26 protein-coding genes and 1 tRNA gene are annotated in these 22817 nt (G+C 49.6%); 22 read left to right on the top strand and 5 right to left on the bottom strand.

What is annotated here, in order from left to right; genetic code table 11:
• Nucleotides 1-15: 15 nt before the first annotated feature.
• From jag to ACZ439_RS13415, 9 genes are all read left to right on the top strand, one after another.
• Complete coding sequence (jag, locus tag ACZ439_RS13455) at nt 16-633, top strand: RNA-binding cell elongation regulator Jag/EloR (protein ID WP_127605357.1); 618 nt, start codon at nt 16-18, stop codon at nt 631-633.
• A 129-nt stretch (nt 634-762) separates the two neighbouring features.
• A complete protein-coding gene (gene mnmE, locus ACZ439_RS13450; RefSeq protein WP_127605355.1) occupies nt 763-2139 on the top strand; it encodes a tRNA uridine-5-carboxymethylaminomethyl(34) synthesis GTPase MnmE in 1377 nt (458 codons plus the stop codon).
• A 27-nt stretch (nt 2140-2166) separates the two neighbouring features.
• The gene (mnmG, locus tag ACZ439_RS13445; protein ID WP_054796103.1) at nt 2167-4056 is read left to right on the top strand and encodes a tRNA uridine-5-carboxymethylaminomethyl(34) synthesis enzyme MnmG; all 1890 of its coding nucleotides are present in this window, start codon (nt 2167-2169) and stop codon (nt 4054-4056) included.
• 2 nt (nt 4057-4058) lie between these two features.
• Entirely contained in the window at nt 4059-4790 is a 732-nt protein-coding gene (gene rsmG / locus ACZ439_RS13440; RefSeq protein WP_054796104.1) for a 16S rRNA (guanine(527)-N(7))-methyltransferase RsmG, read from the top strand.
• Between the two features lie 195 nt (nt 4791-4985).
• A complete protein-coding gene (noc, locus tag ACZ439_RS13435) occupies nt 4986-5804 on the top strand; it encodes a nucleoid occlusion protein (RefSeq protein ID WP_054799228.1) in 819 nt (272 codons plus the stop codon).
• A gap of 122 nt (nt 5805-5926) precedes the next feature.
• Nucleotides 5927-6685, top strand: a complete 759-nt coding sequence (locus ACZ439_RS13430; protein WP_127605348.1) for a ParA family protein — start codon at nt 5927-5929, stop codon at nt 6683-6685.
• Entirely contained in the window at nt 6682-7542 is an 861-nt protein-coding gene (locus ACZ439_RS13425; protein WP_141336315.1) for a ParB/RepB/Spo0J family partition protein, read from the top strand. The genes ACZ439_RS13430 and ACZ439_RS13425 overlap by 4 nt, the downstream gene beginning before the upstream one ends.
• A 107-nt stretch (nt 7543-7649) precedes the next feature.
• Complete coding sequence (locus ACZ439_RS13420) at nt 7650-8807, top strand: aminotransferase class V-fold PLP-dependent enzyme (protein WP_054799217.1); 1158 nt, start codon at nt 7650-7652, stop codon at nt 8805-8807.
• A gap of 22 nt (nt 8808-8829) precedes the next feature.
• Entirely contained in the window at nt 8830-9309 is a 480-nt protein-coding gene (locus tag ACZ439_RS13415; RefSeq protein WP_054796105.1) for a DUF4446 family protein, read from the top strand.
• Here the strand turns inward: ACZ439_RS13415 and yyaC are convergent.
• The gene (gene yyaC, locus ACZ439_RS13410) at nt 9284-9913 is read right to left on the bottom strand and encodes a spore protease YyaC (RefSeq protein ID WP_464621094.1); all 630 of its coding nucleotides are present in this window, start codon (nt 9911-9913) and stop codon (nt 9284-9286) included. The genes ACZ439_RS13415 and yyaC overlap by 26 nt on opposite strands.
• 179 nt (nt 9914-10092) lie before the next feature.
• Between yyaC and ACZ439_RS13405 the strand changes: the two genes are divergently transcribed.
• From ACZ439_RS13405 to ACZ439_RS13390, 4 genes are all read left to right on the top strand, one after another.
• Nucleotides 10093-10332: a putative Se/S carrier protein gene (locus ACZ439_RS13405; protein ID WP_054796106.1), complete on the top strand. Its 240-nt coding sequence runs from the start codon at nt 10093-10095 to the stop codon at nt 10330-10332.
• An 18-nt stretch (nt 10333-10350) separates the two neighbouring features.
• Nucleotides 10351-11277: a mechanosensitive ion channel family protein gene (locus ACZ439_RS13400; protein WP_127605338.1), complete on the top strand. Its 927-nt coding sequence runs from the start codon at nt 10351-10353 to the stop codon at nt 11275-11277.
• Nucleotides 11278-11511: a DUF951 domain-containing protein gene (locus ACZ439_RS13395; protein WP_054796107.1), complete on the top strand. Its 234-nt coding sequence runs from the start codon at nt 11278-11280 to the stop codon at nt 11509-11511.
• A gap of 73 nt (nt 11512-11584) precedes the next feature.
• Nucleotides 11585-11675 (top strand) — tRNA-Ser (locus ACZ439_RS13390).
• 642 nt (nt 11676-12317) lie between these two features.
• Here the strand turns inward: ACZ439_RS13390 and ACZ439_RS13385 are convergent.
• The 3 genes from ACZ439_RS13385 to ACZ439_RS13375 form a co-directional block, all read right to left on the bottom strand.
• A complete protein-coding gene (locus ACZ439_RS13385) occupies nt 12318-13772 on the bottom strand; it encodes a SulP family inorganic anion transporter (RefSeq protein ID WP_054796109.1) in 1455 nt (484 codons plus the stop codon).
• A gap of 327 nt (nt 13773-14099) precedes the next feature.
• Entirely contained in the window at nt 14100-14351 is a 252-nt protein-coding gene (locus tag ACZ439_RS13380) for a hypothetical protein (protein WP_054796138.1), read from the bottom strand.
• Nucleotides 14352-14424: 73 nt separating this feature from the next.
• Nucleotides 14425-14610 carry a YjzC family protein gene (locus ACZ439_RS13375; RefSeq protein ID WP_127605334.1) on the bottom strand — a complete coding sequence of 62 codons (186 nt, stop codon included), beginning with the start codon at nt 14608-14610 and terminating at the stop codon, nt 14425-14427.
• A gap of 250 nt (nt 14611-14860) precedes the next feature.
• Here ACZ439_RS13375 and rpsF point away from each other — a divergent pair, with 250 nt between their 5' ends.
• The 3 genes from rpsF to rpsR are packed head-to-tail and all read left to right on the top strand — an operon-like array spanning nt 14861 to nt 16017.
• Nucleotides 14861-15145 (top strand): 30S ribosomal protein S6, encoded by a 285-nt coding sequence (gene rpsF, locus ACZ439_RS13370; RefSeq protein WP_054796110.1) that lies wholly within the window; start codon nt 14861-14863, stop codon nt 15143-15145.
• Nucleotides 15146-15183: 38 nt separating this feature from the next.
• The gene (gene ssb, locus ACZ439_RS13365) at nt 15184-15678 is read left to right on the top strand and encodes a single-stranded DNA-binding protein (RefSeq protein ID WP_054796111.1); all 495 of its coding nucleotides are present in this window, start codon (nt 15184-15186) and stop codon (nt 15676-15678) included.
• 48 nt (nt 15679-15726) lie between these two features.
• The gene (gene rpsR / locus ACZ439_RS13360) at nt 15727-16017 is read left to right on the top strand and encodes a 30S ribosomal protein S18 (protein ID WP_127605332.1); all 291 of its coding nucleotides are present in this window, start codon (nt 15727-15729) and stop codon (nt 16015-16017) included.
• 57 nt (nt 16018-16074) lie between these two features.
• On the opposite strand, the gene ACZ439_RS13355 is transcribed toward rpsR, so the two are convergent.
• Nucleotides 16075-16680, bottom strand: a complete 606-nt coding sequence (locus tag ACZ439_RS13355) for a pentapeptide repeat-containing protein (protein ID WP_054799219.1) — start codon at nt 16678-16680, stop codon at nt 16075-16077.
• 222 nt (nt 16681-16902) lie between these two features.
• On the opposite strand from ACZ439_RS13355, the gene ACZ439_RS13350 reads away from it, so the two are divergent.
• The 6 genes from ACZ439_RS13350 to dnaB all read left to right on the top strand — a co-directional run bounded on the left by ACZ439_RS13350 (nt 16903) and on the right by dnaB (nt 22701).
• On the top strand, nt 16903-17319 hold the full coding sequence (locus tag ACZ439_RS13350; protein WP_127605406.1) for a CBS domain-containing protein: 417 nt from the start codon (nt 16903-16905) through the stop codon (nt 17317-17319).
• A 58-nt stretch (nt 17320-17377) separates the two neighbouring features.
• Complete coding sequence (locus tag ACZ439_RS13345; protein WP_127605404.1) at nt 17378-17680, top strand: MazG-like family protein; 303 nt, start codon at nt 17378-17380, stop codon at nt 17678-17680.
• A gap of 5 nt (nt 17681-17685) precedes the next feature.
• Nucleotides 17686-18618 (top strand): DUF2232 domain-containing protein, encoded by a 933-nt coding sequence (locus tag ACZ439_RS13340; protein ID WP_155615368.1) that lies wholly within the window; start codon nt 17686-17688, stop codon nt 18616-18618.
• Nucleotides 18619-18712: 94 nt separating this feature from the next.
• Nucleotides 18713-20674 carry a DHH family phosphoesterase gene (locus ACZ439_RS13335; RefSeq protein ID WP_155615367.1) on the top strand — a complete coding sequence of 654 codons (1962 nt, stop codon included), beginning with the start codon at nt 18713-18715 and terminating at the stop codon, nt 20672-20674.
• Nucleotides 20671-21114: a 50S ribosomal protein L9 gene (gene rplI / locus ACZ439_RS13330; protein WP_127605326.1), complete on the top strand. Its 444-nt coding sequence runs from the start codon at nt 20671-20673 to the stop codon at nt 21112-21114. Before ACZ439_RS13335 ends, rplI begins: the two co-directional genes overlap by 4 nt.
• 228 nt (nt 21115-21342) lie before the next feature.
• Nucleotides 21343-22701: a replicative DNA helicase gene (gene dnaB, locus ACZ439_RS13325; RefSeq protein ID WP_054796114.1), complete on the top strand. Its 1359-nt coding sequence runs from the start codon at nt 21343-21345 to the stop codon at nt 22699-22701.
• The last annotated feature ends 116 nt before the right edge of the window (nt 22702-22817 follow it).

Raw genomic sequence — 22817 nt, 5'->3', positions numbered from 1 at the left:
GGGTGGCCGGATGAGATGAAAAAAATCGTGGTAACGGGTAAAACGATCGATATCGCTGTTACAAGCGGATTGGAGCAGCTCCGCACAACCGAAAATCGGGTTAAGGTTCACGTTCTGGAGCAGCCCGCCAAAGGGTTGTTCGGACTGATTGGCGCGCGTGATGCCAAGGTAGAGCTGGAGCTGCTGCCCGATGCCATGGAAGAGGCTGTCTTGTTCTTGCAGGATGTGCTTCGCACGATGCAGCTTGATGTACGCATCGAGCAAAAAGAGGATAAGGATGGGTTCGAGCTGCATATGCACGGCGCAGAGCTTGGCATGCTGATCGGTCGACGGGGACAGACGCTGGATGCGCTTCAGTATTTGGTAAATATCGTCGCCAATCGCTATTCCGATCATCATCTGCGCGTCGTTCTGGACGCCGAACAGTTCCGCGAACGCAGGAAGAAGACGCTGCGGGAGCTGGCTAATCGTTTGGCCGAACGGGTCATTCGAACGAAGAAGGAAGTGGTGTTGGAGCCGATGCCTCCTCAGGAGCGCAAGGTCATCCACGCCCAACTGCAACAACATCCGAAAGTGCGGACATTTAGCCGCGGCGACGAACCGAATCGTCGCGTCGTTATCGTATTACGTTGAATTATGCTGCAATGACGTCATGTTCGAATGACCTCATTGCTTTTTCTTTAGCTGATAAGAAGTATGAATGTTCATACTTATACTTGGCATCAGGTTATATGCAAGTTTGGAGAATGAGGTGTGGTTTACATGATGCAGGACACCATAGCGGCGATCGCTACGCCCTCGGGTGAGGGAGGCATTGCGGTTATCCGGGTGAGCGGAGACGAAGCCGTTGCTATCAGCGACCGTGTTTATAGCGGAAAGTCAAAGCTGGCGGACGTTGCGACGCATACGGTGCATTACGGGCACATTCGGGAACCGGAGAGCGGGGCCCGTATAGAAGAAGTGCTCGTTACCGTGATGCGGGCACCGCGTTCCTTTACCAAGGAAGATGTTGTGGAGATCAGCTGCCACGGCGGCTTCGTCTCGGTGCGCAAGGTGCTCGATTTGCTGCTGGAGAACGGCGCTAGATTGGCCGAGCCGGGCGAGTTTACGAAACGGGCGTTCCTGAACGGGCGCATCGACTTGTCTCAGGCGGAAGCGGTTATCGATCTCATTCGAGCGAAGTCGGATCGGGCGTTCAAGATCGCATTGAAGCAGTCGGAGGGGAGCTTGTCCAAACGGATCAAGGAGCTCCGCCACCGTCTCGTCGAGTTGATGGCGCATATCGAAGTGAATATCGATTACCCTGAACACGATGTGGAAGAGCTGACCAACGCCTTCATCAAAACGAAATGTACGGAAGCGTTAGACGATATTGAGCGGCTTCTCGCTTCGGCGCAGCAGGGAAAAATATTGCGCGAAGGGCTGACGACCGCCATTATTGGGCGTCCTAATGTCGGGAAGTCATCGCTTTTAAATACGCTGGCACAAGAAGAACGCGCCATCGTAACCGATATCGCCGGTACGACGCGCGATGTGGTGGAAGAATATGTGCACGTGAACGGCATTCCGTTGAAGCTGCTTGACACCGCAGGCATCCGGGAGACAAGCGATATTGTCGAGAAGATTGGGGTAGAGAAATCACGCCAGGCGCTGGGCGATGCAGATTTGATCCTGTTGGTGTTTAACGGTGCGGAAGAGCTGGTGCCGGAAGAGCGGGCGATGATCGAGGAATTGTCCGGTCGGCAGGTGATCGCCATTATTAATAAATTGGACCTGGATCAGCGTCTGGATGAGCAGGTGCTCATCGACGCTTTCGGGGAAGAGCGTGTAGTCAGGATGTCGCTGCTAGAGCATCAGGGTGTGAGCGATTTGGAGAAGGCGATCGGAGGTTTGTTTTTCAGCGGGCAGATCGAATCGAGCGATTTGACGTACGTCAGCAACGCACGGCATATTCATTTATTAAAGCTGGCCAAGGCGGCTTTAACCGAAGCCTATGGAGCGGCCGAGTCGTTCGTGCCGATCGATATGATCCAAATCGACATCCGCAATGCATGGGAACATCTCGGTGAAATTATCGGGGATTCGGTTAGCGAATCACTGATCGACCAAATTTTTTCACAGTTCTGCTTAGGGAAATAATATAAGTAATGTTAGGGGGTAGTCAGCATGAGTTACACAGCAGGTCAGTATGATGTTATTGTTATCGGTGCCGGTCATGCCGGATGCGAAGCGGCGCTAGCCGCCGCACGAATGGGCTGCGAAACTTTGCTTTTGACGATTAATTTGGATATGGTTGCGTTTATGCCGTGCAATCCGTCGATCGGAGGACCGGCGAAAGGACATGTCGTACGTGAAATCGATGCGCTGGGCGGAGAGATGGGGCGCAACATCGACAAGACGTATATTCAACTGCGGATGTTGAATACAGGCAAGGGACCTGCGGTTCATGCGCTGCGCGCACAGGCCGATAAGTTTCTGTACCAGCATACGATGAAGGAAACGATCGAGAAAACCGATCATTTGACGCTTCGTCAAGGCATGGTCGAAACACTGATTGTTGAGGATGGCGTATGTAAAGGCGTTGTTACGAAAACGGGAGCGGCGTATTACGGCAAAGCGGTTGTGCTGACGACCGGTACTTATTTGCGCGGCAAGATCATTATGGGCGAACTGATGTACGAATCCGGTCCGAACAATCAGCAGCCGGCTGTGAAGCTGTCGGAGGATTTGCGAAAGCACGGCCTGGAGCTTGTTCGTTTCAAAACCGGAACACCGCCGCGGGTGCATGAAGATACGATCGACTTCTCGAAGACGACGATTCAACCCGGGGATGAGAAACCGAAGTTTTTCTCCTACGATACGACGGAGGAAGTTCCGAACCAGCTGCCATGCTGGCTTACTTACACGTCGGAACAAACGCATCAAATTATAAATGATAATTTGCACCGGGCTCCTATGTTCTCGGGGGCAATCGAGGGAACGGGCCCGCGTTATTGCCCGTCGATCGAAGATAAAATCGTTCGGTTCAGCGATAAGCCGAAGCATCAGATTTTCTTGGAGCCGGAAGGGCGCAATACGAAGGAATATTATGTGCAAGGCCTCTCCACAAGTATGCCGGAGGACGTGCAGCTCAGCATTTTGCGCTCGATTCCGGGACTTGAGAAGGTGGAGATGATGCGTACCGGCTATGCGATAGAGTATGACGCCGTAATACCGACGCAGTTGATGCCTTCCTTGGAAACCAAGGTGGTGGAAAACCTCTTTACAGCGGGTCAAATTAACGGAACATCGGGTTATGAAGAAGCGGCTGGACAAGGGATTATGGCGGGAATTAATGCTGCGCGCAAGGTGCTTGGCAAAGAACCCGTCATCTTGGACCGCTCGGAAGCTTATATTGGCGTTCTGATCGATGATCTCGTGACGAAGGGGACGAGCGAGCCGTATCGGCTTTTAACGTCGCGTGCGGAGTACCGCTTGCTGCTTCGCCATGATAATGCGGACCTGCGGTTAACCCAAATCGGTTACGATATCGGGCTGATTCCGGAAGGTCGCTACCAACGTTATTTGGACAAAGTAGCGCGGGTCAATGAAGAAATCGAACGTTTGAAAATGACGAAAACGAAGCCGACCCCTGAGGTTCAACAATTGTTGCAATCTCTGGGAAGCGCGGAATTAAACAATTCGGTCGACTTGCTGTCGTTGCTTCGCCGTCCTGAGATTACTTACGATCATATTCATTCGATTTCACCGTCTCCGGTCGAGCTCACGGAAGATATGAAGGAGCAGGTAGAGATTCAGGTCAAATACAGCGGCTATATTGAGAAGCAGCTTGCACAAGTCGAACGGCTTCGTAAAATGGAGAAGAAGCGTATTCCTGACGATATCATCTACGAAGATATTCATGGAATTGCAACGGAAGCGAAGCAAAAGCTTGCTAAAATCCGTCCGATATCAATCGGTCAAGCATCCCGTATATCCGGGGTGACACCGGCCGATATTTCCATTTTGCTGGTGCATTTGGAACATTATAATAAAGTCATTGCATCTAGAGGGTAACGATGACCGTACAAGATCAAGTTCAATTGCATTTTGTTGATTTGTTAATGGCTAAAGGCATTACGCTGTCCGATGATCAACTGCATCAATTTGAGGTGTATTATCGGGAATTGATCGATTGGAACGAGCGAATGAATTTGACCGGCATTACGGAGAGAGAACAAGTTTATATCAAACATTTTTATGATTCTCTCTCTTTATCATTTTTTGTTTCGATGAACGACATTGCTACGCTGGCGGATATCGGCTCAGGGGCCGGTTTCCCCAGCGTTCCTTTAAAAATTGCTTTCCCTCATTTGAAGGTGACGATTGTCGATTCATTGAATAAACGCATTCAGTTTCTGAAGCATCTTACAGGTTCACTAGGATTGACCGATGTTCATTGCGTTCATGGGCGTGCCGAGGATATTTCCAGACTTCCCGAGCATCGAGATCGTTACGATTTGGTCACAGCAAGAGCGGTTGCCAAATTGGCTGTATTAAATGAGTTTTGTTTGCCCTTTGCCCGGACCAACGGTATGTTCGCGGCTATGAAAGGGCAGGATGTGCAGGCTGAATTGCAGGAAGCCAAACGCAGTCTTCGGGAACTCCACGGACAGGTGGTTCAGACGCATCATTTCGAGCTTCCGGTGGAAGAGTCGTCCCGACACATGGTACTAATCGAGAAAACGGGACCTACTCCACGCAATTATCCGAGAAAAGCAGGAATGCCATTGAAGTCTCCTCTTATATGAGGTGTTCCACGTGGAACATTTTGTACGATGAAACAATGATAAGGGATGGCTTCGACCCATTGCCTTCTCATTTTTTTTGTAGAATCATACAAGAAAGTTCTTTCTTTTATTAGCAGGAATTTGACTAGTGGCTGGAGAATATTTATTAGACAGAGACCTTTCATTTTTTGTTAAAAAGATCGGGTGGTTATCGGTATGAAGGAACATATCTCGAAATTGTTTGGTTTTAGCGAAAAAGCTTCGTCAGATGAAGTGAAAAATGTTCCTGTCCAAGACATCGATCCTAGTCCATATCAACCTCGGACTGTTTTTGACGATGAGCGTATAGAAGAGCTATGTCAAACGATCAGAACTCATGGCGTCATTCAGCCGATTGTGTTAAGGATCCGCAACAACCGGTATGAATTGATCGCGGGGGAACGTCGTTGGCGTGCGGTAAAGAAACTCGGTCTAGAAACGATACCGGCGATTATTCGCGAATTCAACGATTCGCAAGCAGCATCTATCGCCTTGATCGAGAATCTGCAGCGGGAAGGCTTAACCGCTATCGAGGAAGCTATCGCTTATCAACAATTGATTGACTTACATAGCTTGACACAAGAGAGCTTAGCGCAGCGGCTTGGCAAAAGTCAGTCGACGATTGCGAACAAAATCAGGCTGCTGCATTTATGCGAATCAGTGAAAGTCGCGCTAATGGAGCGTAAAATTACGGAGCGTCATGCAAGAGCTTTATTGTCTCTCGATAGCGATGAGCTTCAAGTCAAAGTGTTAGAAGAAATAATCGCCAAGGAATTGAATGTTAAGCAAACGGAAACAAGAATTGCCTTCTTAAAAGAGGCGGACAAAATCAAAAATAAAGCGAAACGCATTTCGTATTCGAAGGACGTTCGTCTGGCGCTTAATACAATCCGACAATCGGTCGAAATGGTCACGTCTTCGGGATTGCCGATTAATACGGAAGAGAATGACCGCGACGATCACTATGAGATTGTAATTCGTATACCGAAACGATAAAATAGAATAGTTCGAAGTAGAATCATTGGGGAGTGTACCCACAACTCTTCAATGATCTTTTTTTCACCGTAATCGGTTGTGACATGTTTGGCTATCCTAGTATTTATTTGAGGTGAATTGGTTTGTCTAAAATTATCGCCATCACGAACCAAAAGGGTGGGGTTGGCAAAACGACGACGTCCGTTAATTTGGGTGCATCACTTGCGTCTCTCGGTAAAAAAGTATTACTTGTGGATATTGATCCGCAAGGCAACACGACTAGTGGGATCGGTGTCAACAAAGCGGATGTTCAATATTGCATCTACGATGTGCTTATTAATGATGTACATCCGAAAGATGCAATGGTTGACACGGCGATAGAAAATTTGAAGATCATTCCCGCGACGATTCAATTAGCGGGAGCAGAAATCGAACTGGTACCTACCATTTCCAGGGAAGTACGTTTGAAGAGATCGTTGCAATTGGTTAAACAGCAATTCGATTATATTCTTATTGATTGTCCTCCATCCCTCGGAATATTAACGGTGAACTCCCTTACGGCTGCCGATTCGGTCATCATTCCTATTCAATGTGAATACTATGCGCTAGAAGGTTTAAGCCAGTTGTTGAATACGGTACGGTTGGTGCAGAAACATTTGAACACGACCTTGCAAATTGAAGGCGTATTGCTGACGATGTTTGATGCCCGAACTAATTTAGGTATGCAAGTGATTGAAGAAGTGAAAAAATATTTCCAACAAAAAGTTTATCAAACGATCATTCCTAGAAATGTAAGATTAAGCGAAGCTCCGAGCCACGGGCAGTCGATCATTACTTACGATCCGCGATCGAAGGGCGCCGAAGTGTACATGGAGCTGGCGAAGGAAGTGATTGCAATTTGAATAAGAAAGCTGGATTAGGGAAAGGGCTGGATGCGCTTTTGCCGGCACTAAGCATCAATGATGACGATAAAGTAGTAGAAATTCCACTTTCACAGCTGAGACCGAATCCATATCAGCCAAGACGGAATTTTAACGATGAAACGATACAGGAATTAGCTTCATCGATCAAAGAGCATGGTGTTATTCAACCTATCATTGTTCGAAGCGTCTTGAAAGGTTATGAGATTATAGCAGGGGAGCGGCGTTATCGTGCTTCTCAGGTTTCAGGCTTGCCTACGATTCCTGCTGTAATTAAAAAATTCACGGATCAGCAGGTTATGGAAATTGCGTTAATTGAGAACGTTCAGCGAGAAGATTTAAACGCAATGGAAATTGCAATTGCTTATCAAGCTCTTATTGATCAATTTTCTTTAACACAAGAACTGCTTTCAGTAAAAGTCGGTAAGAGCCGGTCTCATATTGCGAATTTTTTGCGTTTGCTGCAGCTACCCGAAGAGGTTAAACAATATGTTTCACGTGGAACATTATCCATGGGACATGCGAAAGCTATTGTGGCCTTAAAGGATAAGAAACTAATTAAGGCGCTTGCCGATACGGCGATCAAGGAACAGTGGAGCGTTCGGGAGCTTGAAGAAGAAGTGAAGAAACTGGAAGAAAAAGCGGATACGAAAAAGGCTAAACAAAAACCGAAACGCAAAGATCCTTATATCGATCAAGTTGAAGAAAATTTGAGAGAAATGTATCGAACCACTGTTAAAATCAGGCATAGCAATAACAAAGGTAAAATTGAATTGTTATATTACTCGAATGATGATCTGAATCGTTTGCTCGAACTGTTACAAGGGAAAACGTCTTAGCAAATCGATGATATAGCATACCAGGTCAAACCTGATAAAGTCAGGGTCATCTAGGTATGCTATATTTGTGTTATTAGGGTAAACCAGGAGATCGAGGAGGAGAGGACTTGTCGACGATTTATTTGGATCATGCAGCATCGTCATGGCCGAAACCGCCGGAAGTAGTACGGGCAATGGTCGAGTGCATGGAAGAGTATGGGGCCAATCCGGGAAGAGGAAGTCACGAGAAAGCGGTTAAGGCGAGTCGTACTTTGTTTGAAGGAAGAAAACAGTTGGCCCGTCTGTTCCACATTAAAAATCCCAACGATATCGCTTATGCATTGAACACGACAATGGCTTTAAATCTGGCGATAAAAGGGTTTGTTCGTGAGGGCGATCATGTGATCTGCACGGCGGTCGAGCATAATTCTGTTCGTCGTCCGTTGGAATATTTGAAAGCAGCTAAAGGTGTACAAGTTAGCTATGTGAAAACGGATGCTCAAGGAAACTTAAACCCGGACGATCTTGTATCGCTAATAACGTCGAGAACGAAGCTCGTAGTATGCAGTCATAGTTCGAATTTGCTTGGCAGCATCCTGCCAATTGCCGATATGGCTGAAATTTGCCGTAAGCATCAAGTGAAATTGCTGGTAGATGCCGCACAAACCGCGGGTACTATCGATATTGACGTAAATCGGATGGGAATTGATATGCTGGCATTTCCCGGCCATAAGGGACTGCTGGGACCACAAGGAACTGGCGGCTTATATATTCATCCGGACATTAATTTGGATCCGCTCCTTCATGGGGGTACAGGGAGTCAGTCAGAAGCAATCGAGCAGCCTACCGTCCGGCCCGATCGTTATGAAGCTGGCACGCAGAATACAGTGGGAATCGCCGGATTGGTCGAAGGTATCAAGTGGATTCAGAAGGAAACGGTGGAGAAGATTCATCAGCACGAGTGGCAATTGACACAGCGTTTAATGAGTGGGCTCATGGGAATTGATGGGGTTCAAATTTTAGGTCCGGAACTGGGACAAAATAAGACAGGAATTGTATCGTTCACCGTCGCGCAATCCGATTCATCGGAAATTGCTTTCATACTCGATCAATCCTTCGGAATCGCGGTTCGATCCGGTTATCACTGCACTCCGCTGGCTCATCAAATAGCCGGTACATTGGAGCGAGGGGCTGTGAGAGCAAGCGTCGGTTGTTTTACGACAGAGGGTGAGATCGACCAATTGATCGATGCCGTGAAAGAAATAGCTGCACATATGCAGTCGTAAACATACACATGGGGGAGCGAAGATGATTATTCCGGTAGAGGTTGTATTCGTAGCAGCTGCAGCAATCATGGTTGTATTTATGATCATCGTCATCACGCTATGGGTCAAACTGAATAAACTGAGAACAAAATATACGGCCATGCTTAATGGTACCGGCAGTATGAACATGGAAGAGATTATTATTGATCTGCAGCAGAAATACAATGATTTGAAACGAAGCAGTGAGGCTGCCGATCAAACGGTTCAGCGAATTCGCGAGCATCTTAACCGTATGAAATCGCATGTCGGTATTTATCGATACAATGCTTTTGCAGAGAACGGCAGCGATCTTAGCTTCTCAGTTGCATTTGTTGATGAACAAAAGAACGGAGTCGTATTAAGCGGAATACATAACCGGGAGCAAACGTATGTTTATGCGAAACCGATTGAGCAAGGACAATCGAAATATACGCTATCACCCGAAGAAAAAGAAGCGATCAATCGATCTTTACTAAAGGAATAGGGGCCCAGCGCTGTCTCATAAGAAGTGCCGCGTGTATCGCTTTGGAAATCGTTTCTGACATCGCCATGACGAGGCTCAAGCGCGTGTTCTGCAAGACGAAGTATTCCATGAAGCCGCCTACGTTCACGATGCCTGTTACATGCATATTGCCTACCGGAGGCAGCTCTTTATTAACGCCCGCGCCCGGTTTGACAGGACCATCGCCGAGCTGAATACAGCCGACACTTGTCAATTGTCCCAGACAAGCATCGATTGCAATAATAAACGGATTATTAAAATGCTGGTAGATCGTCGTTAATGTTTCGCTGAGATTCATGGCATGTACGGGATGATCCAGGGTACCGTAAAGATGAATACCTTCCGATTGAAGCTTCTTTAAATGAGTGCCGACGAGAGGGCCCAGTGAATCTCCAGTCGAACGATCGGTACCCACACAAACAATGACGATCGGTTGGTGGGCGGGAACCGATTGTATGAATTTAAATAAGGCTTCAGATAAGAGCTCTATGCAGTTGGATTCGGAATGCATGACTTTTATGGCAGCAGCTGGGACTTGCTCTTTCGATTTGTCTGGGGATGGCTCTTTGGAAAAAGGCAGTTTCATCACAGGTTCCTCCTTAGGGGAGTAAGATTGGAAAGGCTAGCAACATCTGGAATAAGTAGAGTGTTACTAGTATACGGATCGTAGGAACGTTTTATACGTAGTATTGGGAAAAGAATCGACCGTAACGGGGGAAGCAACCGAGTCTAGTAAAAGGTTAAACAAGAAGGAGGCCGGCTGCTATGATGCTGATGGCGTTCGATTCGACTCAGCAAGCATTGCGAGCGGAGATGCTGCTCGAATACGCAAATATCGAGAACGATATGTGTCCGACTCCCAAAGAAATCACGGCGGGCTGCGCGCTATCATTAGAATTTCCCGCTGAAGCGCTGGCCGAAGTGCAGGAGATTATCCGAACGGAGTCGGTTGAGATCCGAGGCATTTATTTCAAAAAGAATGGAATGTATGTTACGATAAGTTAAGCAAGGAGGGAGCTACTTATGTTTCAAATCCATCAATCGCTGCAAGCAGATGCAGCTGCTCTGAAGGATTGGAAGCAGACCTGGATGCACATGCAAACCCAATTGCTGGAGTATGTATCCAATCCCGAAGTTTGGATCGGTTTATTCATGGTCATTCTCAAAATCATTCTTATTTATATAGGTGCACGTTTAGTTGTGAAATTGGCTAATTCAGGACTTCAGCATTTATTGACAGCCAGGGAAAAAAGTCCGTTGAAATTCGACTCGCGGCGTACGAAGACGATCGGCAAGCTGGTCGGCAATATTGTTACGTATGTCGTCAATTTCATCATGATCTTGATGATATTAAGCCAATTTAACGTCAATCTTGGCCCGGTCCTGGCAGGCGCCGGCGTTGTCGGGCTTGCAATCGGATTCGGTGCGCAGAGTTTAGTGAAAGATGTGATTACCGGTTTTTTCATTATTTTCGAGGATCAGTTTGCAGTAGGGGACGTAATCCAAGTCGGGGCTTTTAAAGGTACGGTCGAGGAAATCGGACTGCGTGTAACGCGTCTTAAGAGTTGGACAGGCGAGGTACATATTATACCGAACGGAACGATCAATCAAGTAACGAACTTCTCTCTGTATAACTCATTGGCCGTTGTTGATGTATCTGTCGCTTATGAAGCCGACATCGATCAAGCGATGCGTATATTGGAAGAAGTGGTAAATAAAGTATACGAAACAAACGTAAATATGGTGAAAGAGCCGGAGGTACTAGGGGTACATATGCTCGGTGCTTCCGAGGTGACCTTGCGGGTAACGGGGGAATGTAAGCCCAACATGCAGGTGGCCGTATCCCGCGAGCTGAATGCGGCGATCAGGAAAGCATTTCAAGCCGCTGGAATTGAGATCCCATATCCCAAGGTCGTAACGTATCAACGAAAGGAGGCGGCCGGAACCTAAATGGAGAGAAAACAATATCAGCTGGGCGATGTCGTACAAATGAAGAAGCCGCATCCGTGCGGCACCAACGAGATGGAGATTATCCGGATGGGGATGGATATTCGAATCAAATGCGTGGGCTGCAAACATAGCGTGCTTGTACCTCGCGCGAAATTTGAAAGCAAGCTGAAGAAGGTGCTTCGTTCAACGGCCGTTGAAGATCACGGGGATGCAGCTAAAGAAACATTGGATTAAAAAAAGTTATTAAAATGGCTTGCATTTTTCTTAAGTGCTGTGCTATTATATTACTTGTCCCTTTTGGAAATGCGGAAAGGTACCCAAGAGGCCCAAGGGGGCTGACTCGAAATCAGCTAGGCGGCTCGCGCCGTGCGTGGGTTCGAATCCCACTCTTTCCGCCACTTACATTAACAATTACGGCCCTTCTACGGATTAACGTAGAAGGGCTTTTTCGTATGTTGATGATGGCCTTTTACGACATGAGCGGGGCAATCGAGGACGGTTGTAAACGCCTATAAAGCGCGTTCTAAGGAATATATTTGTACGGTTTGATAATTTGCTTGAGAAGGGCGAATAAACCCGTAAGCGGGCCGCTAACGCGTCTCTGATGCGTCTGAAGGTGGATAGGGAAACTCCAGGTTGAAAGATGACGAAATAAAGCGGTACAATACCCCGAGAAGCACAAAGGTGATGGCAGCTAAGAGCAGACAGATCATGCTGCAGCCAATGAGGAATAAGGAAGAGTCAAACTTCATGGAAGCGGAATATAAGCTGTGTCGTCCGAGGGGAAGGGGGCTGTGCTGTAACCAAATCAAAAAGATATCCACATGTGGATAAATATCGAATAGGAAAGGGGCTCGTCTAGGAAGTTAAGTTATTCACATGTGGATATACAACAGAGATATTCCATTAAGGCGATACTGTGGATGAACTCGAGCACAAACATAAACCCGCACACTCTTGTTGGCAGAGCGTGCGGGTTTCGTGTATGACCAGTATGAGGCGAGAGGGCGGGGTGGTGGTTGACACTCCGCCTATTCGATTTAATGTCCGCCGGATGAAGCGGTTAGACCGACTTTGTCAATGAGCCGCTGGCTTTCTTCATTTAATCCGACAATGACGACTTTCTTATCCAGTTGTTCATATTTAGCAACGACTTTGCCGATGGCGGTGACGGCGGAGTGATCCCATACATGCGATTGGGAGAAATCGATCCGGACCGTATGCGGGTCCTGCTGGTATTGAAATAAACCGACGAAGGAATTCATCGTCCCGAAGAACAATTGGCCGGATAACTTGTAAAGTATGCTGCCATCCGGCAGCAGAGTAGTGGCGGAGCGAATTTTGGCCATTTTCCAGGCAAATATGACTGCACTGAGCACGACGCCGGCAAACACGCCTTTGGATAAGTCGTGGGTTGCAACAACAATCGCCACCGTGACGATCATGACGAACGTGTCGGTGCGCGGGATTTTCTTCATCTCGCGCAAGTAGCCCCAGTCAAAAGTCCCGATCGATACCATAAACATAACGCCGACAAGCGCGGCCATCGGAATTTGCTTGACGACGTCACCCAGCACGATAATGAGGAAGAGCAGAAACAGTCCGGCCACTAACGTGGACAATCTCGTGCGGCCCCCGGATTTAACGTTTATTACAGATTGCCCGATCATGGCACAGCCGGCCATCCCGCCGAAAAAGCCGGTGGCGATATTCGCGATGCCTTGTCCTTTCACTTCTCTATTCTTGTCGCTGGTTGTATCGGTCATCTCATCAATGATCGTTGCGGTAAGCAGCGATTCCAAAATACCGACGATAGCTAACGAAAAGGAGTAGGGTAAAATAATCCGGAGCGTATCCAATGAAAACATAACTTGCGGAATGTGGAAGACCGGCAAAGAGCTTGAAATGCGCCCCATGTCGCCAACCGTATTCACATCCAGGCCGAGTCCGATTGTAAGGACTGATACGACAATAATGGCTGCCAAGGCGGACGGAACTGCTTTGGTGAATCGCGGCAGCACGTAAATGATGACGAGCGTAAGCGCCACCAAGGCATACATGATCCAGCTTTGTCCGACGAAATGGGTCAGCTGTGCCATAAAGATCAGGATGGCGAGCGCATTGACGAATCCGGTCATAACCGAATGGGGAACGAACGTGACGAGCTGCCCTAACCGAAACAATCCCATAAGGATTTGCAAGATGCCGGCGAGCACGGTAGCCGCAAACAAGTATTCGATCCCATGATCCTTGACGAGATTCACCATCAGCAAGGCCATAGCGCCTGTAGCCGCGGATATCATCCCGGGTCTTCCGCCAACGAAAGCAATAATGACCGCGATACAGAACGAAGCGTAGAGTCCAACCATCGGGTCCACACCTGCGATAATGGAGAACGCAATCGCCTCCGGAATTAAAGCCAACGCGACCGTGATACCGGATAAAATGTCGCTCCGCGTGTTGGAAAACCAGGTAGTATTCAGTTGTCCTTTCAAAATTAGTACTCCTCCTTATACATGTAGAATAATGACTTTCCACTCTCAGAAAAGTCGGGGCCGATGTGTATAAGATGAAATTATACATAAAGAAGAAGAAGTTCTCGATTTAGCCAATCTCTATGTAAGCGGAAAAAGTATCATCATGCTCCCGATTTCTTTGAAATTGAGCAAAATTCGATCCATTTCTAATCACTTGTGGGGAACATGCTCGCAAGCAAAAAGGATGCTGCCGGAGAAAACAGCAAACAGCAAGAAAAAGACTGGCGTCGACGCACAGCCTTTTTTGCTTTAGACAGAGAAACGGCAACGCAGCGCAATGGCTCATTAACGGTGCCGAACTTGGCGGTAGATGGAAAAACGATCAATGACATACCCGATAGCGGCCCAGGAAAGGGTAGTTAAGACGTAGAGCAGCAGCGGATTCACATCCGTATATGTAAAAATCGGATAGAACCATGCCGGAACGCTTAGGGCATAGAACAGCAGGTAAACCGGGTCGTATTCATGACCGATGTAATGAACTAAACATAAGGCGGCCCCGATGATTGTACAGATCGCCGTGATTTTATATTTCATAGGAAAAACTCCTTTGCCGAAATAGCTTGAAGGTAACCCCGCCTGCAGCGCAAACGGGGGTGAGGCCTGGCAATTAACCACGGAACACTTTTTTCCATTTCCGGTTATGATTTTTGGTGTCGGGAAAGGATTCGCCTTTCTTGAGCTTGATGATTTTCGGATCGTTGATGCCCATGTGGAAAGCATCTTCTCCGACTTCCATATATTCGCCGTCATTCGGGGCTTTATCGCCGGGACGGAATTGACTCCATTCACCCATGACAGGTGGTCACCTCCTGTTGGTTGATGTAAGATTAGAATTTCCGTTCGAATCCCTAACCATGAGGCTTAATTATTGCCAAGTCGGAGAGAGACGTCGGTTCTAGGCGAAGAATGCCGCTTGCTTTGCCGAACCATTTTTGCTATAGTATTTAGGTGCGAGTTTTGACTTAAGCTTTTCTCATTCCTCGCTCCTTGCTTCTGACGGTACAAGCCGATTCAGGGGCCATAGTCCAAAAGGAGGTGACAACATGCGCAAATATGAAGTAATGTACATCATCCGTCCTGATCTTGAGCAGGAAGCTGTTCAGGCTACGGTGGAGAAGTTCCAAAACATCATCAACAACGGTGGCGAAATTACGAAGCATGACCTGATGGGTAAGCGCCGTCTTGCGTATGAGATCAACAAGTTCCGTGACGGTCATTATGTGTTGGTGCATTTCAACGCAAACAATGACGTTGTGAGCGAGCTTGACCGCGTAATGAAGATTTCCGACGAAATCATTCGTTACATGATCGTTAAAGACGTAGCTTAATTTATGCCGTGTAACGGCTAATCCGGGAGGGAATGCGGATGTTGAATCGTGTAATTCTGATCGGAAGACTGACACGTGACCCTGAACTGCGCTATACCCCGGCAGGTGTGGCTGTAACCCAGTTTACGCTTGCGGTAGATCGACCTTTCTCTAACCAAGGGGGCCAGCGGGAAGCTGATTTTATCCCGGTCGTCACTTGGCGTCAACTGGCGGAGACTTGCGCGAATTATCTTCGCAAAGGTCGTTTGGCCGCTGTGGAAGGCCGCATTCAAGTGCGCAACTACGACAACAATGAAGGACGGCGCGTATACGTGACGGAAATCATTGCTGACAATGTGCGTTTCCTGGAATCGGCGAACAGCGCTAACCGTGAAGAAGGCGGACCGGCAACGGGCGGCGGAGGAAATTATGGCGGCGGCGGTAGTGGCAACGGCGGGAACCGTGGCAATTTCGGCGGAGCACGCGACAACCAAGATCCGTTCCAGGATGACGGTCGACCGATTGACATCTCCGATGATGATTTGCCGTTCTAATACGGAACGGATTGGAATGAATCTAACGTAGAAAGGAAGGATAACAACATGGCATTCGAAAAAAGAGAACGCTCTGAAGATCGCGGCGAGCGCGGCGAAAGAAAGTTCAGCGGTCGTGGCAAAAAAGGCGGCAAGCGCCGTAAAGTTTGTTACTTCACCGTAAACAAAATCAAGCACATTGATTATAAAGATATCGAAACGCTGAAGAAATTCATTAGCGAGCGCGGCAAAATTTTGCCTCGTCGTGTAACGGGTACTTCCGCGAAATATCAACGCGCTTTGACGATCGCGATCAAACGCTCCCGTCAAGTGGCTTTGCTTCCATACACAACGGAATAACGTTGGTATAACGAAAGACAGTCGGAAAACCGACTGTCTTTTTGTCGTCGCTGCATATTAGTCGACTTTCGCCCCATAGGAGCGGGCGAAAGCAATGGCTTGCGCCGTATCCAGCCGAGCGCCCTTGATATCGAAGCTCTTGAAATCAACGCCGTCGAGCACGGCCCCCCGCAGGTCGGCGCCCTGCAGCCTTGCTTTCGCCAAGTGGGCCCGGGTGAGGTCCGCGTCACGCAGGTCCGCTTTATCAAGCTTGGCGTCGTACAGATCGGCTTCGACGAATCGAACGCCGCGAAGCTGCTGTTTGGATAATTGAACGAGTCGTAAGCTCGTATAAGACCAGTCCCCCCGCAGGATGGTAATGCCGTCCAAATTCGCTTCGGTAAAGTCGGAGCCGACCATTTTGCATTCCTGAAATTTGGCGACGAACAGGTTGGCGCTTTGAAACCGGCAGTTGGTAAATGCGCTCCGTTCATGCGTCGAGGCGTTCAAGGCCGCGCCGGAAAAATCGCAATCGATAAATTGGCTGCCGCTCGTGAGCACCTCCTCCATCCGCGTTCCGCGAAACCGGCACTTCGTAAACGTACAGCCGCGCAGTTCGCCTTCCCGCAAATCTTTATGGCTAAAGTCCACCTCGCTGTACGTTTGATCCGTGTATAGATACATGACATCATCTCCTGATCCTTATTGTACAAAGCGAAGCGCACAGAAAGCAATTTCAGAAGGGCAAGAGAAAGGGAGCGGGCAGCTTCTGGGAGCGAAAATTATTGGCATAAATGAAGGGCCGGAATGGCTCCCGTTATTTTTCAACGAGGGGCCTAACGTGATATGATGAACAGGCGGAGGTTTCGGCGTCCGCGATTGATAGAGAAAGGCTGGGGAGATCGATTGAATATCGCTTTTTTCTTAGTACCCAAGGATCAGGTCATTTATTTATCCCCTCATTCTACGATGCGGCAAGCGTTGGAACGGATGGAATACCATCGCTACTCGGCCGTTCCGCTAGTCGATGAGCATGGCAAATACGCCGGGACGATCACGGAAGGCGATCTGCTCTGGAAGCTAAAGCGCTCACCTGAAATCGGATTTGACAACGCGCATAAAGTTCAGCTCACCGAGGTGCCGCAGCATATGGCGATCAAACCGGTACGCATCGACCAGCAGATGCAGGATTTGATTACGCTGGCGACCAATCAGAACTATGTGCCGGTCATCGACGATAATGAGGTGTTCATCGGAATTATCCGACGCAGGGAAATCATTGATTATTGTTTCAAGCTGTGGCAGTCGGAACAAAAGGCATAGAATATGTGGTATAATTAACAAAAGCGCCCGGTGTAAGGGGAGAAGCGGCATGTCGTTTATGGATAAGGATGTCGATTTGGCCAAGCGGGCCAAAATTATCGAATGGCTAAAGACCGAATTGGTCGATCAAATGGCTCATTTGTTAAAGGGGATTTGGGAAGGCAGCCATCATAAAATTATCGACGGATTGGCCAGCCTCGTGGCCTGTAGTTACATTTTGGGGCGCCGGCTCGGCATCTCGATGCGCAGTCTCGACGAAGCGGTGACCGATAAGATGAAGAAGCACCGTGAGGAAGGACATCAGTTGGAAGAATGGTATGGCGATATCTCCGCTTTGGAAGATCATTTGCGTAAGAGGTGAAAGGGTTGGAAGAAACACAAAAGCCGCGAATGCTCGGTTGGAGCATCGTTTATATCGTATTGCTTTTATCGCTTATGGCGCCGTTGCTCAACTTGGTGACGTTCTTTTTCCTGCTGGTGCCGGTCCTCGTGCTGTATGTGCGATTAGGGACGAAGTCGTTCTTGATTCACTATTTGGCCAGTTTGGCGATCGTTTACGTCTTGGTCTCATTTCTGCTAATCGGATGGATCGGAGCGATGCTCGTATCGGTTTCTCTCTTCTTGCTGCCTCCGGTTATTCAGATGGGCAATTTGTATAAAAAGCGTGCTCCCGCTCGTTCCGTATTGAACGCAGGAGCCGTAACGCTGCTGATCGAACTGTTGATCAGCTTGGTCGTCGCGCACCTGTTCGGTTTGAATCCGGTAGGCGCGATGAAACGGTTCATGATCGATTCATTCAACCTGTACTCCCCGCAGATGAAAAGCCTTATGGGGGTCGATATCGATACCATCGTTCATTTATCGGTGCAAATGCTGCCGATGTATATGATCACGTTCTCTCTCTTGTATGCCGTTATCTCGCATGCGGTGACGCGGCGCGTCCTGGTGCGGTTAGGAGAGTCGGTTCCGGCGTTCCGTCCGATCAAAGACTGGAAGCTGCCTAAATCATTCATCTGGATCTACGTCGTGGCCCTTGTGCTTGAACTGTTCACGAAAGATATGGAATCGACGCTGTTTACGGTAGTCTTGAATTTGCTGCCCTTGCTTAGCACGGCATTCGCGATTCAAGCGATTTCTTTTCTGTTTTTCGTTGCGCATATGAATCGTTGGAACAAGACGCTGCCGATTGTCGGAATCGCGCTGTTGCTGTTGTTTCCTCCGTTGTTCTTTTTGTTCAGCCTAATTGGCGTGTTCGATGTAGCGTTTCCTATCCGTGATCGTATAACCCGCAAAGAGTAGAAACGCCTATGAGCCGCGATATGCGTGCATCGGCGTCGCCTTCGGCTGCGGAGAACTCAGCCGTGTGCGATTATTCATGATTGGAGCGAATGAAATGCCGAAGTTCCTGTTGAAACGATGGCACGGTATGCATGTATATTGGCTATTTGCCCTGCTGCTTGTTCTGATTCTCACTATATCTTGCTTTGTTTGGCAGCTTGGGGTGGTTGCCCTGGTTGTATGCGGCGTTCTGGCCTACTACACGTTTCGGGCGGAACGAGCGTTTCGCCAGGATTTAACGCATTACGTGAGCACGCTGTCCCATCGGGTGAAGAAGGCGGGGAGCGACGTCATTCACGAGCTGCCGGTCGGCATCTTGCTGTACAACGAAGAGAAGACGATCGAATGGCATAATCCGTTCGTTGCCAGAATGCTCGGCAAGGATACACTGATCGGGGAGCCGCTGCTGGAGCAATTTCCCGGGCTGAAGAACCGCAAGGAAAAGGAACTGAAGCTGGAGCTGACTCTCGACAAGCATATTTATGAGGTTCAGATCAAGCCGGAGGAGCGGTTGCTTTATTTCACGGACATCACGATTCTTCGTACGCTTCAGCTGCGCAACGAAGAGGATCAGATCGCCATGGGCATCGTCATGATGGATAATCTCGACGAAGCGACACAGGGCCTGGACGACCAGACGCGCAGCATTATGATGGCCAAAGTGACGGGGGAAATTACCGAATGGGCGCAAAAGCATCAGATCTACATCCGCCGTACGGCTTCCGATCGATACTTCCTGGTGGCGGATCATAAAGGGTTAAAAAAGCTCGAACAGTCGCGATTTGAAATATTGGACGAGGTACGGGACATCACCATCGAGAACAAGCTGCCGATGACGCTTAGCATCGGCATCGCGTCGGGAGCGGGGTCGCTCATCGAGCTCGGTTTATGGACGCAAACGAGCCTTGACATGGCGCTTGGCCGCGGCGGCGATCAGGCGGCGGTGAAGGTCGGGGAACGGCTGTCGTTCTACGGCGGACGTACGAATGCGATCGAGAAGCGGACGCGGGTACGGGCAAGGGTGATCTCCCATGCGCTTCGCGATCTGATCAAGGAAAGCGACAACGTGATCATCATGGGCCATAAGATGCCCGATATGGACTCGATCGGGGCGGCGATCGGGGTGCTGAAGATGGCGCACGTCAGCAATAAGGAAGGGTATATCGTGATTGAGGGCGTCAATCCATCTATCCTGAAGCTGATGGAGGCGATCTATGAGGACGAGAAGCTGAACCGCTGGTTTATTACGCCGGAGCAGGCGATTCAGATCACGACTTCGCGGTCGCTCGCGGTTATCGTCGATACGCATCGGGCGACGATGACGTCGGAGCCGAGGGTGCTGCAGTTGACGCAGCGCAAAGTGGTCATCGATCACCATCGCCGGAGCGAGGAGTTCATTCAGGATGCGACGCTCGTCTATATGGAGCCTTACGCATCCTCAACGTGCGAGCTTGTGACCGAGCTGCTGCCTTATTTTGATGAGCGTCTTACGATGGGCGTGTTGGAGGCGACGGCGCTGCTCGCCGGTATCGTGGTGGATACGAAGAGCTTCAGCTTGCGGACGGGCGCACGTACGTTCGAGGCGGCTTCTTACTTGCGGCGGAACGGGGCCGATTCCTCGTTGATCCAACGGCTGTTGAAGGAAGATTTGGATCACTATATTAAGAAGTCCGAAATTATTAAGAATGCGGTGGTCATCTTCGACCATGTTGCGCTTGCCGTCACGGAGCCCGGACGTAAATATTCTCAGTTGATCATTGCCCAAGTTGCTGATACATTGTTAACTATGACGGGAATTATGGCTTCATTTGTTATCAGCGAGCGTCCGGACGGCTTGATCGGCATCAGCGCCCGTTCGCTCGGACAGATGAATGTACAGCTCGTGATGGAACGGATGGGCGGCGGCGGTCATTTGACCAACGCGGCCACGCAATTGGAAGGCACGGTGGCGGAAGCCACACAGCGGTTGAAGCAAATTTTAAATCAGATGCACGCGGAGGAGGGGCTTTTCGAATGAAGGTCATTTTACTGAAAGATGTTAAGGGCCAAGGCAAAAAAGGCGATATCAAAGAAGTTTCCGAGGGCTATGCGACTAATTTTTTATTTAAACAAAATTTGGCGGCGCCGGCCAGCGATTCAGCTGTGAAGGTGCTGGATCAGCAGAAGAAAGCGGAAGAACGTAAAAAGGCGCAGGAGAAGGCCGACGCTCAAGAGCTCGGCCGGAAACTCGGCGAGCTTACCGTGCAATTGAAAGCGAAATCGGGCACGGACGGCCGCTTGTTCGGCGCCGTGTCCAACAAGCAGGTGGCGGAAGGTCTTGAGAAGCTCGGCATCAAAGTAGACAAGCGCAAGATCGTGATGGACGACCCCATCCGTACGCTCGGCGTCACGGAAGTAGTCGTGAAGCTGCACCCGGAAGTAACCGGGAAGCTGAAGGTGCACGTGACCGAAGAGTAAGCGTCGTATCGTAGGGGAAACGGTATGGGGTGTTAGCTGGTTCGGGAGTGTGGTCGATCGTTAGAGAAGCGACGGACGGCCGCCCCCGGCGGCATTTGCGCGTAATGCGAGCCGGTGCAATAGGGCCGGCTCTTTGTCGTTAAGGGGAGAGGAACGCCAGCCCTGGCTCTGGCTAGGGCACCGCTCCTTGCCCCTGGGTAAGCATGGGAAACGGGAGGACACCATCGGATGAACGAGAATCTGTTTATGGATCGCATACCTCCGCAAAATCTGGAAGCCGAGCAGGCGGTGCTCGGCGCGATTTTGCTTGACGGGGACGCGCTTGTAACGGCCATGGAGCGGGTGAGGGACGAAGACTTCTATCGCGGCGCGCACCAGCTCATCTATGAAGCGATGATCGAGATTGCCGAGGCGAACGAGCCGGTTGACCTGGTCACGCTGACGGCCCGGCTGCAGGATAAGCAGCAGCTGGAAGAAGTGGGCGGAATCACTTATTTGTCGGAGCTCGCCAATGCGGTGCCGACGGCGGCTAACGTAGATTATTACGCGCAGATCGTCGAAGAGAAGTCGATGCTTCGCCGTTTGATTCGCGCTGCGACGCAGATTGTCTCGAACGGTTACGCGGGACAAGATGAAGTCGGCATGCTGCTCAGCGACGCCGAAGCGCGTATCATGGAAATTTCCCAGGCCCGTTCGGGTTCGGGTTTCATTGCTATCAAAGACGTGCTGATGGAAGTGTTCGATAAGGTTGAAACGTTGTTCAATCAGAAGGGCAGTACGACCGGGGTCAAATCGGGGTTCGTCGACCTGGATAAGATGACGTCCGGCTTCCAACGCTCCGACTTGATTATCGTAGCGGCCCGTCCTTCTGTAGGTAAGACGGCGTTCGCGCTCAATATTGCGCAAAATATCGGCGTCCGCGAGAAAGAGACCGTCGCCATCTTCAGTCTCGAGATGGGGGCGGCCCAGCTCGTACAGCGGATGATTTGCGCCGAGGCGAACGTGGACGCCGGGCGGCTGCGGACAGGCTTCCTGGAGCCGGAAGATTGGGAGAAGCTGACGATGGCGATCGGCTCACTATCCGAGGCGAATATCTACATCGACGATTCGCCGTCGGTGACGGTGGCCGACATTCGGGCCAAATGCAGACGGCTCAAGAAGGAGAAAGGGCTCGGCATGATCCTGATCGACTACTTGCAGCTGATCCATGGCCGAGGCAAGGGCGACAACCGGCAGCAGGAAGTTTCGGAAATTTCGCGTACGCTGAAGCAAATTGCGCGTGAGCTGAACGTGCCGGTTATCGCGCTCTCGCAGCTTAGCCGGGGCGTGGAACAGCGGCAGGACAAGCGTCCGATGATGTCGGACTTGCGGGAATCCGGTTCGATCGAGCAGGATGCCGATATCGTCGCGTTCTTGTACCGGGACGATTACTACGACAAAGAGTCGGAGAAGAAGAACATCATCGAGATCATTATCGCCAAGCAGCGGAACGGCCCGGTCGGGACGGTCGAGCTGGCGTTCCTGAAAAACTTCAACAAGTTCGTCAACCTGGACCGTTCGCATCAAGAACCGGCGGTGGCGTATTAATGCGCGCCTTTCGTCGTATGCTTGCGGGAGTAAAGGCGAACGATGCGTATTGGCCTCGGCGACAGCCGGGGCTTTTTTGCCGTCCGCGGCGCTATTCGGCGTCCACTGGGGTTCAA

It is taken from the genome of Paenibacillus sp. JCM 9796, from assembly GCF_055379675.1.
The sequence above is the reverse complement of the archived record's forward strand: the minus strand, read 5'-3'. Positions and strand labels throughout refer to the sequence as shown.